Origin of the sequence: Pseudomonas sp. M30-35, assembly GCF_002163625.1 — a bacterium.
In the GTDB taxonomy this organism is placed as follows: Bacteria; Pseudomonadota; Gammaproteobacteria; order Pseudomonadales; family Pseudomonadaceae; genus Aquipseudomonas.
Genome location: NZ_CP020892.1, coordinates 2,937,294 through 2,952,199, shown reverse-complemented (window position 1 = coordinate 2,952,199; position 14,906 = coordinate 2,937,294). Strand labels below are relative to the sequence as shown.

Genomic DNA, 14,906 nt, shown 5'->3' with positions numbered 1-14,906 from the left:
AAGAATTGCTAAAAATGGTCGCCTAGGCGGCCGTTTTTTGTGTTGCATGTTCAAGTTTTTCGTAACGTAAACCTCCAGTGACTGCGGTTCGGTCTGGTCGGCTTAATGCTACTGCCATAGTAAGGCAGTGATTCCGCCGAATCGCTTACTGGCTCATCCCAACCCATGTGGCCTTTGGTAGAGGTCACCACTAGGAGAGGAGGCGCCATGCCCATCATTACTCTTCCCGACGGCAGTCAACGTCCATTCGATCACCCGGTATCCGTACTTGAGGTGGCGCAATCTATCGGTGCAGGTCTGGCTAAAGCCACTGTTGCTGGCAAGGTTGACGGTAAGCTGGTTGATGCCTGTGATTTGATTGATCACGATGCAACGCTGCAGATCATCACACCAAAAGACCAGGAGGGCGTTGAGATAATCCGCCACTCTTGCGCGCACTTGGTTGGTCATGCGGTCAAGCAGTTGTTCCCGGAAGCCAAGATGGTGATCGGTCCGGTCATTGATGATGGTTTTTACTACGACATTGCCTCGCCACGTCCTTTTACTTTGGAAGACGTAGCTGCGATCGAAAAGCGCATGCAGCAGTTGATTGAAAAAGATTACGACGTAATCAAGAAGGTCACGCCGCGCGCTGAAGTCATCGACCTGTTTAAGTCGCGTGGCGAAGATTACAAGCTGCGTTTGGTCGAGGATATGCCTGACGAGCAATCGATGGGGCTGTACTTCCACGAAGAATATGTCGATATGTGCCGTGGCCCGCACGTGCCGAACACGCGCTTTCTTAAAGCCTTCAAGCTGACCAAGTTGTCGGGCGCATACTGGCGCGGCGATGCTAAAAACGAGCAGCTACAGCGCGTATACGGCACCGCTTGGGCGGATAAAAAGCAGTTGGCCGCTTATATCCAGCGCATTGAAGAAGCTGAAAAGCGTGATCACCGTCGTATCGGTAAGCAGCTTGATCTGTTCCACCTGCAAGAAGAAGCGCCAGGTATGGTGTTTTGGCATGCCAATGGCTGGACCCTGTATCAGGTGATCGAGCAATACATGCGTCAGGTGCAGCGTGAGCACGGCTACCAGGAAATCAAGACGCCGCAAGTGGTTGATCGTATTCTGTGGGAGAAGTCCGGGCACTGGACCAACTACGCTGAAAACATGTTTACCACTGAATCGGAAAGCCGCGATTACGCGATCAAGCCGATGAACTGCCCGTGCCACGTACAGGTGTTCAATCAGGGGTTGAAGTCTTACCGTGATCTGCCGCTGCGTCTGGCTGAGTTTGGTGCATGCCACCGTAATGAGCCGTCGGGCGCGTTGCATGGCATCATGCGTGTGCGTGGTTTTACCCAGGACGATGCACACATTTTCTGCACCGAAGAGCAGGTTAAGCAGGAAGCGGCTGATTTCATCAAGCTGACGCTGCAGGTTTATGCAGACTTCGGTTTCACTGATATCGCCATGAAGTTGTCTACGCGTCCTGCTAAGCGTGTGGGTGCGGAAGAGTTATGGGACCGCGCAGAAGGTGCGCTGGCCGATGCTCTGAATGAGTCGGGTCTTGAGTGGGAATATCAGCCGGGCGAGGGTGCTTTCTACGGTCCGAAGATCGAGTTCACTCTTAAAGATTGTCTGGGTCGTAACTGGCAGTGCGGTACTTTGCAGTACGATCCAAACTTGCCTGAGCGTCTGGATGCGAGCTATATCGCTGAAGACAACAGCCGTCGTCGTCCAGTGATGTTGCACCGTGCAATTCTGGGTTCGTTTGAGCGTTTCGTCGGAATGTTGATCGAACAATATGCAGGGGCGTTTCCAGCGTGGCTTGCGCCAGTTCAGGCTGTGGTGATGAATATCACTGATAAACAGGCCGATTTTGCCCTTGAAGTAGAAAAAACTCTCAACCAAAGCGGCTTTCGTGCCAAGTCTGACTTGAGAAATGAAAAAATAGGCTTTAAAATCCGCGAGCATACTTTGCTCAAGGTTCCCTATCTCTTGGTTATTGGAGATAGAGAAGTTGAAACGCAAACTGTCGCCGTGCGTACCCGTGAAGGCACTGATCTGGGCTCAATGTCCGTATCCCAATTCGCTGATTTCGTTACGCAGGCGGTTTCCCGGCGTGGTCGCCAAGATTTGGAGTAATCACTATTAAGCGTGAAATGAGACAAGATAAACGAGCTGCACCCAAAGCGCCGATCAATGAGAATATCTCGGCACGCGAGGTTCGGTTAATAGGCGCTGAAGGCGAGCAGATTGGCATCGTCTCTATTGATGAAGCGCTACGCATAGCTGAAGAAGCTAAGCTGGATCTAGTTGAGATTTCTGCTGACGCTTTGCCCCCCGTATGTCGCATCATGGACTACGGCAAGCACCTGTTCGAAAAGAAGAAGCAGGTAGCAGCGGCGAAGAAGAACCAGAAACAAGTACAGATCAAAGAAATCAAGTTTCGTCCAGGGACGGAGGAAGGGGATTACCAGGTAAAACTACGCAACCTGGTACGTTTCCTTAGTGAGGGGGACAGGGCCAAGGTTTCATTACGATTCCGTGGTCGTGAGATGGCGCATCAGGAGTTGGGCATGGAGTTGTTGAAGCGAGTTGAAGGTGACTTGCTTGAATACGGCACCGTTGAACAGCACCCGAAGATGGAAGGACGCCAGCTTATTATGGTCATCGCCCCCAAAAAGAAGAAGTAATCAACAGGGCACGGCAGGCCTTGCGATTATATTTATTAACTGAATGCGGAGTATCCGAACATGCCAAAAATGAAAACCAAGAGTGGTGCAGCGAAGCGCTTTCTGAAGACAGCTTCAGGCTTCAAGCACAAGCACGCTTTCAAGAGCCACATCCTGACCAAAATGTCCACTAAGCGTAAGCGTCATCTGCGCGGTAGCACCATGGTGCATCCGTCTGACGTGGCAAAAGTGGCGCGCATGCTGCGCGTTCGTTAATTCGGTTAGGTAGAGGAAATAACTCATGGCTCGTGTTAAGCGCGGCGTAATTGCTCGTAAGCGTCACAAAAAAATTCTGAAACTGGCTAAAGGCTACTACGGCGCACGCTCACGCGTATTCCGTGTTGCCAAGCAGGCTGTGATCAAGGCAGGCCAATACGCCTACCGCGACCGCCGTCAGCGGAAGCGTCAGTTCCGTGCCCTTTGGATCGCTCGTATCAACGCTGGCGCACGTGTAAACGGTCTGTCTTACAGCCGTTTCATTGCTGGCCTGAAAAAAGCGTCCATCGAGATCGACCGTAAGGTATTGGCTGATCTGGCAGTGAACGAAAAAGCGGCGTTTGCTGCGATTGTCGAGAAAGCGAAAGCCGAACTGGCTTAAGTCCCCGACAATCACCGGGCTCGCCCGGTGCAAGAGCGGGGTCAAGGTCGTCACGAGCGAAGATCAGGCAAGGCGGAAGAGCATGAGGGCGCGGAGTTTACGAATTGTAAATGAGCAGCCCGAGCGGGATTCCAACGCAGTATGATCAAGCGCAGTAGCCCTTGAACTCGTTCGAAACGTCACCGATAGGGGAAGAGCTTTAGCTCTTCCCCTATTTCGTATCTGGAGTCTGTAAATGGAAAATCTGGATGTGCTGGTCTCGCAAGCGCTTGAGGCCGTGCGCAACACCGATGATGTGAACGCCCTGGAACAACTGCGGGTTCACTATTTGGGCAAAAAGGGCGAGTTGACTCAGGTGATGAAGACCCTGGGCAGTTTGTCTGCAGAAGAGCGCCCGCAAGCCGGTGCTCTAATCAATGCGGCCAAAGAGCGTGTTCAGGAAGCCCTGAGCAGTCGCAAGGATGTTCTGGAAAACGCCGCGCTGAGTGCCAAGCTCGCAGCGGAACGTATTGACGTAACCTTGCCTGGCCGTGGCCAGACATCGGGCGGTTTACACCCAGTTACGCGCACCTTGGAGCGTGTAGAGCAGTTCTTTACTCGGATAGGCTACGGCATTGCTGAAGGCCCCGAGGTCGAGAACGACTATCACAACTTTGAGGCGCTCAACATTCCCGGCCACCACCCGGCTCGGGCAATGCACGACACCTTTTATTTCAACGCGAATATGTTGTTGCGCACCCATACCTCACCGGTACAGGTACGCACCATGGAGTCGCAACAGCCGCCGATCCGCATCGTTTGCCCGGGTCGTGTGTATCGCTGTGACTCGGATATCACCCATTCACCGATGTTCCATCAGGTTGAAGGGTTATTGGTCGATGAGGGCATTAGCTTTGCCGACCTGAAAGGCACTATTGAAGAGTTCCTCCGCGTGTTCTTCGAGAAGCCGCTGGGCGTGCGTTTCCGTCCATCATTCTTCCCCTTCACCGAGCCATCGGCTGAAGTCGACATGCAGTGTGTGATGTGCAGCGGCAAAGGTTGCCGGGTGTGCAAGCAAACGGGTTGGCTTGAGGTGATGGGCTGCGGCATGGTTCATCCGAATGTTCTGCGCATGAGCGGCATCGACCCGGAAAAATACTCCGGCTTTGCTTTCGGCATGGGTGTTGAGCGTCTGGCTATGCTGCGTTACGGCGTTAATGACTTGCGCCTGTTCTTCGATAACGACCTGCGATTCCTAGCGCAATTTCGCTAGTTGTTCCGCTGTAAGTAGTTAATCGAATTGATGAGGAAGGCAGGATGAAATTCAGTGAACAGTGGCTGCGCAGCTGGGTTAACCCTCAGGTCAGCCGTGAAGATTTAGTCGCTCGCCTGTCGATGGCCGGCTTGGAAGTCGACAGTGTCAGCGCCGCAGCAGGCGAGTTCAGCGGTATCGTTGTCGGTGAAGTATTGAGCACCGAGCAGCATCCGGATGCAGACAAGCTGCGCGTGTGCCAGGTAAGCAATGGCGCTGAGACATTTCAGATCGTCTGCGGTGCACCGAATGTGCGTCCAGGCCTGAAGATCCCGTTCGCCATGATCGGTGCGGTATTGCCGGGCGATTTCAAGATCAAAAAAGCCAAGCTGCGCGGCGTTGAGTCCAACGGCATGCTGTGCTCGGCTGCTGAACTGCAGATCAGCGAAGAAAATGACGGTCTGCTTGAGTTACCGGCTGATGCGCCAGTGGGGCAGGATGTTCGTGAATACCTGAACCTTAACGATGCCAGCATTGAAGTCGACCTCACCCCAAACCGTGGCGACTGCCTGTCGCTCGCTGGTCTGGCGCGTGAAGTCGGTGCGCTGTATGCCGTGCCGGTAACCCGTCCACAAGTTCCTGCAGTGGGCGCTGTGCACGATCAAGTACGTCCGGTTGACGTCTTGGCCCCGCAAGCCTGCCCACGTTATCTGGGGCGCGTGGTGCGCAACGTTGATCTGTCCAAGCCTACGCCGCTGTGGATGGTAGAGCGTCTGCGTCGTTCGGATATCCGCAGCATTGATGCGGTGGTCGATGTCACCAATTATGTGATGATCGAACTCGGTCAGCCGATGCACGCGTTCGACCTTGAACAGATCAATGGCGGCATTCGTGTGCGCATGGCGGAAGAGGGCGAAAAGCTTGTTCTGCTAGACGGCCAGGAAGTGACTCTGCGCAGTGACACGCTGGTAATTGCTGATCATCAGCGTGCTTTGGCAATCGCTGGCGTGATGGGCGGCGAGCACAGCGGTGTTGCTGATACCACGCGTGATCTGTTCCTTGAGGCTGCATTCTTCGACACCATTGCGATTGCCGGTAAAGCGCGCTCTTATGGTCTGCACACTGACTCATCGCACCGTTTTGAGCGCGGCGTTGACTCACAACTAGCGCGCGAGGCAATGGAGCGCGCGACTGCGTTGCTGCTCGACATCGTCGGTGGCGAGCCTGGCCCAGTTATTGAGGTGGCCAGCGACGCTGATCTACCCAATGTTGCGCCTGTCACTCTGCGCTCCGAGCGTATCGAGCAGATGCTCGGCTTGAAGATGGATGACGCTGAAGTGGTCGGCCTGCTTACTGGTTTGGGCCTTGGCGTTAGCGCTGATGGTGCAGGGCAGTGGCAAGTGTCGGTGCCAAGTCACCGCTTCGATATCAGCCTTGAAGTTGATTTGATCGAAGAACTGGCGCGTCTCTACGGTTACAACCGTTTGCCTGTGCGTTATCCGCAGGCGCGTCTGGCTCCGCAAACCAAGGCTGAAGCTGCTGTTGAGCTGCCAGCGCTGCGTCGTTTGCTGGTTGCCCGTGGTTATCAAGAAGCCATTACCTACAGCTTCATTGATCCAAAAATGTTCGAGCTGTTCACGCCGGGCGTAGAGCCATTGATGTTGGCTAACCCTATCTCGACTGACATGGCGGCGATGCGTTCGTCCTTGTGGCCAGGCTTGATCAAGGCGCTTGAGCACAACCTGAATCGTCAGCAGCCGCGCGTGCGTTTATTCGAAAGCGGGCTACGCTTTGTTGGTCAGCTGGAAGGGCTTAAGCAAGAAGCAATGTTGGCGGGTGTTATCACCGGCCGCCGCTTGCCTGAAGGTTGGGCGCATGGTCGTGATGATGTTGATTTCTATGACATCAAGGCTGATGTAGAAGCGCTGCTGGCGAGTGCCGGTGCTGCGGATGCATTCAGTTTTGTATCAGGTGAGCATCCTGCGCTGCATCCAGGTCAAACCGCACGTATTGAACGCGATGGACGCTTGGTTGGCTATGTGGGTGCTATTCACCCTGAGTTGGCTAAAAAGCTGGATATCGATCAAAGCGTGTTCATGTTTGAACTGGTCTTGAGCGAAGTTGCTCAAGGTCATATGCCTGCGTTTGCCGAGTTGTCGCGCTTCCCAGAAGTACGTCGCGACTTTGCACTGGTGGTTGATCGTGAGGTTCCAGCGGCTTCATTGCTGGCATTAATCCGTGAAACAGCAGGGGAATGGCTAACAGACCTCAAGCTATTTGACGTGTATCACGGTAAAGGCATTGATCCTCATAGAAAAAGTCTTGCAGTTGGCTTGACCTGGCAGCATCCATCGCGCACTCTTAATGACGATGAGGTGAGTACTACTACACAGAATATCCTCACCTCCCTAGAACAAAGGTTCAACGCCACGTTAAGGAAGTAGCGTATGGGGGCTCTGACGAAAGCTGAAATGGCCGAACGTCTGTATGAAGAGCTAGGCCTGAATAAACGGGAAGCCAAGGAGTTGGTTGAACTGTTTTTCGAAGAGATTCGGCAAGCGCTGGAGCTCAACGAACAGGTCAAGCTTTCAGGATTCGGTAACTTTGACCTGCGCGATAAGCGTCAGCGTCCCGGTCGTAATCCAAAAACAGGGGAGGAAATTCCTATCACGGCTCGCCGTGTGGTGACTTTCCGTCCCGGCCAGAAACTTAAAGCCAGGGTTGAGGCTTATGTTGGAACCAAGTCATAACGACGAATTACCTGTCATACCAGGCAAACGGTATTTCACGATCGGCGAGGTTAGCGAACTCTGTGCAGTCAAACCGCATGTATTGCGGTATTGGGAGCAGGAGTTTCCACAACTCAACCCGGTAAAAAGACGTGGCAATCGCCGGTATTATCAGCGCCAAGACGTGCTGATGATCCGTCAGATCCGTGCGCTCCTGTACGACCAAGGCTTTACCATTGGCGGCGCACGACAGCGTTTGTCCGGCGATGAAGCCAAAGACGATACCACTCAGTATAAGCAGCTTATCAAGCAGACTATTACCGAGCTGGAAGACGTTTTACATGTGCTTCGTCACTAGAGAATCAAAGGCAAAAGGTTCCATAATTCAGGACCTTATTGTATGATTCTCGACGTTTTCGAGGTTACGCCAAAACGTAACCACGCCTAGTCGGGGCGTAGCGCAGCCTGGTAGCGCACTTGCATGGGGTGCAAGGGGTCGAGTGTTCGAATCACTCCGTCCCGACCATATAACTCTAGAAAATCCAATCACTTAGCGGTGATTGGATTTTTTTGTGGGTGGTGGTTTTTCTCCTTGCTCATTTTTACCCCACCAAATGCTTGTGGCGTTTTAGTGCGGACTCTCTTGATCATAGGGTTTGATCGCTTCCGGCAATGCTAGGGAACGTCAGCGTCCAATCGACAGGTCAACGCAAAGACACTCTATCTATAATTACCCCGCCGTTTGTTCTAGGTATTGAAACTGAAGAGTGGCTGGAGCACCTGAGCGTGTGATGCATCGGTCTTTCTCATTCTGGCGGCTAATCTCGTGTTGGGCTTTACTCATCTGCGTAGCTAATACACGTCGAGGTGATGTATGAACAAGCAGCCGATCATTTGGGCAACGCTGTTTTCGTTAAGCGCAGAACTCTCTGTAGCCCAGCCGGCCAGTATCCAGGGAGTTTTACAGTTTCATGGCAGTCTCGTTGAGCGCACCTGTGGATTGTCGCCTCAGCAAATGTCTCGATGGCCCGGCACCTTAGAGTCCGGCTGGAGTGAACGCTGCGCGGGTCGTGATGGTATACGCACTGTAACCTTTACTACACAAGGCACGACGGGGAGCAATGACTTTGCCGTCGTGCGGCAGTTATGGCCAGGCGGTGTGGTGGTGCTCGCCCATGAGTAAAGCTTGAGAACCCGCTGCCAAGGATGGCGTTAAAGAAGTCCATTTCGTTTAGCGAGTTCCACCATTTCAATCAGGTTGTTTATATGCAGTTTCTGTTGCAACCTGCTGCGGTAGGTACTCACTGTTTTGCGGCTAAGGTGCAACGTATCCGCGATCTGCATATTGCTTTCTCCCTGCACCAGGCTGCGCAAGACACTCATCTCCCGAGACGACAACTGGCTGAGCATCTCGGCTTCGTTGGAGGCAAAGTCTTGGTTGCGCACAGAGTTCAGTACCTCTTTTGAAAACCATGTGTGATCGCGCTTCAGCGCCATGCATGCATCCAGCAACTCGGTCATGTCACTCGCCTTGCTCAAGTAACCGCTGGCACCGGCATGCACACAGCGGACGGCTATCTCGTTGCTTTTGACGCCAGTCAGCACCAGCACGCGATAATCTTTGGGCAACGCCTGCAAGCGTTTCATTACTCCCAGACCATCGAGTTTTGGAATGTCGATGTCCAGAATTATGATATCCGGATCAACCTCTTCAATCATCTTGAGCGCAGTCATGCCGTCGCTGGCTTCACCCACCACGTTAAAGCCATGCGGTTTCAAAAAACCTCGCACGGCCGAGCGGATCACCGGGTGGTCGTCAATCAATAAAACGTTCATAGATGCCTTGAAGTTGATTCGTCGTCGATGTCAGCCCTGACGGCCACGTTGTTGTCCTGCATGCGTTGTAGTAACGAGCTTTCCAGCGCTTGCAGCTCACGCAACAAGGTCATGATCTGTGCTTGTACTTGTGTGGTATCACCCTTGCTGGCGTATGTTTCGAGCATCTCGCAGGCGAGCACTACACCATGGGCATCCACGTATTTGGCGGCACCTTTGATGCGATGGGTCAGCCTTGCTAGCCCCTTGCTGTCCTGCTGGCGGGCGAGGGTTTCAAGTGCCAGGGCATCGGCCCGGTTCGTGCTGATCACCTCTTCCAGAAAGGCGTTGTGTGCCACCGGGTCTTCCCCCTCCGTGGCTGGAACCGCGATAGTATTCGCCTCCGACCCACCCCGGCAGGCCTGAACGACCCGCTGGTTCAACTCATCCAGGGTAATGGGTTTGAACAGGCAGTCGGTCATGCCGGCGTCTTTGCACAGCAGGATCATTTCCATCTGGGCATTCGCTGTCAGCCCCAGCACGGGTACGTTCGGGCGACCGAGACATTGCTCCCGTTCTCGCAGCGTGCGGGTTAAGGTAAAACCGTCCATTTTCGGCATGTCGCAATCGGTGATGATCAAGTCATAGGGTGGTTGGGCCGGCTCCCATAGTGCCAACGCAATGTCGCCATCCTCGGCAGCGTCCACTGTGTGCCCCGAAAACTCCAGTTGCTGGCAGAGCAACAGGCGATTCGCCGCATGATCGTCGGCAATCAGAATCCGCAACGAAGAGCGTAGAGCTTGATCTTCAATGTTTAAAGCGTCCTGCTCGATGGCAGCACTCAACGGCACATCAAAACTGAGGCTGAACGTCGAGCCTACTCCCTGTTCGCTTTCCACCTGCAAATCGCCGGGAATTAACTCGGCTAAGCGCCGGGAAATACTTAGACCCAGACCGCTGCCGGTTCTGGCCAGGCTTTCATTACATACCTGCACAAAGGGTTCGTACACTGCCTGTTGCTGGCTGGGGCTCATGCCGGGGCCGGTATCGGAAACCTGGATCACGAAGCGGCCCTTGCCTGGTTCCGGCGCGTCCAGTTCCTGGAATAGCGCCAGTTCGATGCTGCCTTGAGCGGTGAACTTGATGGCATTGCTCATCAGGTTCGAGACGATTTGCTTGAGCATCAGAGAGTCGATCAGTACGTACTCATCCTGCACCTCGATCACCAGATTCGCTTCTAGGTTCTTCTGACGGGCGCTATGCTCAAACAATCGGAATAACGATTCCACCAACTCGACGATGGCTGTGGTGCGTGGAGAGGGCTCCATGGCACCGGACTCGATCTTCGATAAATCCAGAATGTCGCCAATTAGCGACAGCAACGAATGGGCCGAGTCATGGGCTGCCCGTATGGATTCACGCACTTGTTGGGCATCGCCACCTCGGCGTTGCAACAGCTCTAACAGTCCGAGGATGGCATTCATCGGGGTGCGGATTTCGTGACTCATGCTCGCCAAGAAAATCGATTTTGAGCGGTTGGCGGCGTCGGCCATTTCTTTAGCTTCGCGCAGCTCCTGCATCAGCCGTTCGCGTTCGGTGATGTCGAGCCAGCCGCCAATAATGCCGATGATTTCGCCCACGGCATTCTGGAACGGCAGCGTCCAGTGATAGATCCGGAACTGATCACCTTCGACCAATATCTCTAGGTATGCGAAAGTCGGCGAACCATCGCGGAGGGTTCGTTCATACAAGGCGTGATACTGCTGGTTGAAGTCGGTGGTCATCACCGGGGATTCTGGCAGTCGTTTACCGATCACCTGGTCGCGGTCGGTCTTGAGGAACTCCAGATAGGCTTTGTTGCATTGCAGGAGTCGCCCTTGGTTATCACGCACATACAACGCGACAGGTGAGCCGTCGATCAAGGTATGGGTGAACTCCAACTGATCCTTGAGCGCTCGCTCGGCCTTTTGCCGTTGTTTGATTTGGTGGCGCAGGTAACGGTTCCAGAGAAGGAACAGCAGTACACAGGCCGCCGCAGCGCCGATGATACTGTAGATGAGGTCTTTATAATTGCTCCATGAACTGGCCAAGGTCGGGGTGAAGTGGCTGCGCCAGCGGTCGGTCAGGCGTGACATTTCCTCGGGGGGGATGTCTAGCATCGCCTTGTCCAGAATGCTCCGCAGTAGCGGTTGATCCTGTCGGGTGGCCATGGCGATGTGCGCGCCCTTGGGCCCGATGTTGGAGCTGATGCGCAGTTCGTTGGGGAAAAAATGTTTGATGAAGTAGTCGGTGCTGATCTGTGCATTGACACTGCCGTCGACCTTGCCTTCGTGGAGCAATTCGAGGCCACGGATTGCATTTTTGGTAGGTAGCAGTGTTATCTCTGGATACTGCGCCCTCAGCCACGGGATCAGTGGGTTATTCTCCGGAATTGCCAATTGTTTGCCGTTGAGCTCTGCAATGTCCATAAGCGGTGGGGCGGTGGCTTTTGAGGCCACTACGAACGGGTTGACCAGATAGGGCCGGGTGAACTGTAACGTTGCCTGCCGTTGCTCACCGATGCTCAGAGCGCCGATGACATCTGCTTTGTTGCCCTCCAGCATTTGGTTGATGTCGTGCAACGAATCACTGGGCACGAAGGTAAAGTTGATACCGGTACGCTTGTGGATCTGCTGAAAGATATCGACTGTTAACCCTTGCAGGGTTTGTTGTTGATCGAAGAACGTCAGCGGCGCGTAAGCGCCATTGACAGCCACCCGGATTTGCTTGTGGGTAGCAAGCCAGGCCTGTTCATCCGATGTTAAGGACAATGGATTTTCGCTCAGTGCATATTGAGCACCCAGCCTCCAGCGTGTGGCGATGCGCAAGCGTCCCGCCAATGGCAATGCCACCAGAACCTGATTGATAGCGTCCAATAGGGCCGGTTGGTTGGTACTAACGGCAAATCCGAGATTGAAGGCCGGGTTCCGGGCTTCACCACCCACCACTGCTTGGTTGAAATAGGCTCGCTTGATCAGGTAGTCGGCCGATGCAGCATCGCTCCAGAGCGCGTCCACTTGCCCATAGACCAGCGCGGCGATTGCATTCTGACGACTGTTATACAGCACCAGCCTGGCCTGCGGGTATTGTGCCCGCGCTCGCTCTATCACGCCGGTATCGCCCGCGATACCTAGTCGTCGGCCGACCAACTCGCCAGTGGCATCCAAAGGGTCATTTGGGCGTTTCAAGATGACCGCGCGGTTGAGCAGGTAGGGGCGGGATTTCAGGATATCGCTACGCGCGGGTGCATCGCTGGTATAGAAAGCAAGCATGTCGACCTCGCCGCTCACCAGCGCTTGCTCGGCGGTGGCCCGGTCAGGGAAGCGCTGGATCGCTAGGTGCACGCCCAAGCTTTGCTTCAATACGCCCAGGTAATCGGCGCTCAGGCCTTCAAAGTGGTCGGATTGATACAGCATGTCGAAAGGCGGGTAGGCCACCTCTCCCCAAGCGGCGACCCGCACTGTCTTGTGCTGCACGAGCCAGGCCTGGCTCGCGGCCGACAGCTCGGGCACTGGTGCAAGCACGGGCGTGCGAACAGTCAGGTGCAACGGTACGGGCTCGGCGCGCAAAGCCAAGCTCAAGAGCAGGCAAGTGGCAAGGCTAAATAGTCTAAACAGGTTGATGATTGTTACCTCGGTTCAACGGCCACCGGTGCAGTAATTGTTGGTGCGTAGTAAAGCCTATGCCACGGGCCTTGGCTACCCGGCCCTGAACGCTAAAAGGCGAGCGTAAAGTCAGAAAGTTCCTGGGTAAGCAATAAACCTGCTAATACAAACACTGTCTGAAAGGCCTGAAGTAGCGGGTTAAAGCTGTTTTACTCAGTAGAGCAGGGCGATGAGTGCTGTTGAATTGCGGGTTGGTTTGTAGGGCTAGGCCTACATGTGGTGAGGGTGTACGGCTTGATGGTTGATGTCTGGCGCCTACAGTAAGGGCTCTGTTCGATCTCTATCTTTGCCTCACCTGCTGGATGCAGGCCAAATCAACTTGAACGAGATCGTACTCATGAAGAAAATTTCCCTCCTCGCCCTGGCCGTTGCTGCTGTCATGTCCAGCGGTGCTTTCGCTGAAACCGGCACCCTGAACTTCACCGGTAACCTGAACACCTCCACTTGCACCGTCGCTCCAGGTGGCGATGCCGGTGCTGGTGCTGGTGCTGGTGTTGTCGACGTTGACATGGGCGATGTTTCGTTCAGCGACCTGTCTACTGTAGCTGGCGACGGTACTGTCAGCGCGGCGTTCACCGACATCGACCTGGGTCTGTCGTGCACCGCCGCCACCGGTAAAACTGCTGTGGTCATGAGCTTCGATCCACAAAGTGGTAGCGGTCTGGACGCCATGGACAACCGTCTGCTGTCCCTGGCAGCTGGTGGTGCGACAGGTGCCGGTATCGCACTGGTTGACGGTACTAATCAGATTATCGATCTGGGCGCCAACGGTGAAATTCGTGCTCCGTTGACCGTTGATGGTGCTGGTGTAGGTACTGCTGATATGGCGCTGCGTGCGACCTACGTTAGCAACGGTGATACTCAGGTAGGTGGTGCTGCCAACGCTAGCCTGCCGTTCTTGCTGACTTACGAGTGATTTAGTCCGCAGTATCAGATATCTCTTCTTTGGCTCCTTTTGGATCTGAGTGGAGAGGTATCTGGTATTTATTGCCAGGGTATGACCATCTCTATTGTCTGGGCTAATGCAAAGGTTGGTGCTACCCAGTTTGGTTGATTAATTTCCGTTCGTGCAATACATGCATGAGATAGCTATTGGGTAGTCAATATCATGGTTCGTAGTATTTGCGGGATGTTTCTGTTGTTATGTAGTTTGCAAGCATATGCTGACTTTGGATCAACTCCTTGTCCGTTTAATGATATCGCGAGTACATATAGTTATTTTGGTGATCCGGCTTTGGCCAATGTCGGCGATGTGATTGGTATGTTCGATATTGATATTACTGTGACAGGCTGCAGCCAAAGCTTAACTGATCTTATAATTTATCGTTTGGGCGCGCAGCCAGTTGATCCACTTGCCAACAGTCCACGCATGTGTGAGACCACAGTATATGGTGTCGGGTTGAGGAGTGCGGGTGAGTCTTGTGCGAGTTACTATCCCGGAAATTATTCTACTGGGCCCGGTGTGGGGGATCTGCGGCCGATCCCGATTGGCAGTCGAGTTTCAGTCGTGAGCAAAAGTTTTGAGCTCGTTAAGACGGGTGAGATTCCTGTCGGGCCAAGTCAGTTATCGCTTAAGAATTCAACGCTTTCTGTGGTAGGCCTAGATGTTTTTGTTGGAGGAGGAAATAGTGCAACATTTCAACTTTCTCAGCTTGGGGCAATTCCTCCAGGTGAAATTATCGGTACTGAATGCTCTCTAGCAACCACTAATATCAATGTTCCTTTTGGTGATATTAGCGGGGTGGGGGCAACAGAATCATTCGATGTGGTATTTGACAGTTGCACCGATCAGTTGGATGCGACGGGCTATAACAATTCTGTGTCGCTAGCGTTTAGCTCCCAGCGCATCAAGCCGGATGGTTCTGCATTGCTGAACTGCTCAGATGCTGATTGCGCTAAAGGTATTCAGATCGAATTGCAAAATAAAGATAACACTCCGATTAGTTTGACAGCGCCGTATAGACTTTCCAGCAATACCCCCGTTTTCGGTCCTAATGGTTTGACCTATACCTTTAACGCCCAGATAAAAGAAAATCCCGGCGAGGCAATGGATGGTGGGAAAATTGACACGCAACTGGTATTTGAAACCATTGTTGAATGATGACTTAG

13 protein-coding genes and 1 tRNA gene are annotated in these 14,906 nt (G+C 53.6%); 12 read left to right on the top strand and 2 right to left on the bottom strand.

Annotation, left to right across the window (positions count from 1 at the left end):
- Positions 1–207: 207 nt before the first annotated feature.
- The 10 genes from thrS to B9K09_RS22690 all read left to right on the top strand — a co-directional run bounded on the left by thrS (position 208) and on the right by B9K09_RS22690 (position 8,461).
- Entirely contained in the window at positions 208–2,130 is a 1,923-nt protein-coding gene (gene thrS, locus B9K09_RS13565; RefSeq protein WP_087517322.1) for a threonine--tRNA ligase, read from the top strand.
- Positions 2,130–2,681, top strand: a complete 552-nt coding sequence (infC, locus tag B9K09_RS13560) for a translation initiation factor IF-3 (protein ID WP_177408727.1) — start codon at positions 2,130–2,132, stop codon at positions 2,679–2,681. Before thrS ends, infC begins: the two co-directional genes overlap by 1 nt.
- Before the next feature lie 60 nt (positions 2,682–2,741).
- Positions 2,742–2,936, top strand: a complete 195-nt coding sequence (gene rpmI / locus B9K09_RS13555; RefSeq protein WP_087517320.1) for a 50S ribosomal protein L35 — start codon at positions 2,742–2,744, stop codon at positions 2,934–2,936.
- A gap of 25 nt (positions 2,937–2,961) precedes the next feature.
- Entirely contained in the window at positions 2,962–3,318 is a 357-nt protein-coding gene (gene rplT, locus B9K09_RS13550) for a 50S ribosomal protein L20 (protein WP_010489095.1), read from the top strand.
- Positions 3,319–3,553: 235 nt separating this feature from the next.
- A complete protein-coding gene (gene pheS, locus B9K09_RS13545) occupies positions 3,554–4,570 on the top strand; it encodes a phenylalanine--tRNA ligase subunit alpha (RefSeq protein ID WP_087517319.1) in 1,017 nt (338 codons plus the stop codon).
- A gap of 44 nt (positions 4,571–4,614) precedes the next feature.
- On the top strand, positions 4,615–6,993 hold the full coding sequence (gene pheT, locus B9K09_RS13540; RefSeq protein WP_087517318.1) for a phenylalanine--tRNA ligase subunit beta: 2,379 nt from the start codon (positions 4,615–4,617) through the stop codon (positions 6,991–6,993).
- A gap of 3 nt (positions 6,994–6,996) precedes the next feature.
- Positions 6,997–7,299 (top strand): integration host factor subunit alpha, encoded by a 303-nt coding sequence (gene ihfA, locus B9K09_RS13535; RefSeq protein WP_087517317.1) that lies wholly within the window; start codon positions 6,997–6,999, stop codon positions 7,297–7,299.
- Entirely contained in the window at positions 7,280–7,636 is a 357-nt protein-coding gene (locus tag B9K09_RS13530; RefSeq protein WP_087517316.1) for a MerR family transcriptional regulator, read from the top strand. The genes ihfA and B9K09_RS13530 overlap by 20 nt, the downstream gene beginning before the upstream one ends.
- Positions 7,637–7,727: 91 nt before the next feature.
- Positions 7,728–7,804 (top strand) — tRNA-Pro (locus tag B9K09_RS13525).
- A gap of 348 nt (positions 7,805–8,152) precedes the next feature.
- A complete protein-coding gene (locus tag B9K09_RS22690; protein WP_087517315.1) occupies positions 8,153–8,461 on the top strand; it encodes a hypothetical protein in 309 nt (102 codons plus the stop codon).
- 29 nt (positions 8,462–8,490) lie between these two features.
- On the opposite strand, the gene B9K09_RS13515 is transcribed toward B9K09_RS22690, so the two are convergent.
- Positions 8,491–9,114, bottom strand: a complete 624-nt coding sequence (locus B9K09_RS13515) for a response regulator transcription factor (RefSeq protein WP_087517314.1) — start codon at positions 9,112–9,114, stop codon at positions 8,491–8,493.
- Positions 9,111–12,701 (bottom strand): transporter substrate-binding domain-containing protein, encoded by a 3,591-nt coding sequence (locus B9K09_RS13510; protein WP_087517313.1) that lies wholly within the window; start codon positions 12,699–12,701, stop codon positions 9,111–9,113. The genes B9K09_RS13515 and B9K09_RS13510 overlap by 4 nt, the downstream gene beginning before the upstream one ends.
- Positions 12,702–13,134: 433 nt before the next feature.
- Between B9K09_RS13510 and B9K09_RS13505 the strand changes: the two genes are divergently transcribed.
- Positions 13,135–13,713: a fimbrial protein gene (locus B9K09_RS13505; RefSeq protein ID WP_157699358.1), complete on the top strand. Its 579-nt coding sequence runs from the start codon at positions 13,135–13,137 to the stop codon at positions 13,711–13,713.
- Between the two features lie 192 nt (positions 13,714–13,905).
- Complete coding sequence (locus tag B9K09_RS13500; protein ID WP_087517311.1) at positions 13,906–14,898, top strand: fimbrial protein; 993 nt, start codon at positions 13,906–13,908, stop codon at positions 14,896–14,898.
- Positions 14,899–14,906 lie beyond the last annotated feature (8 nt).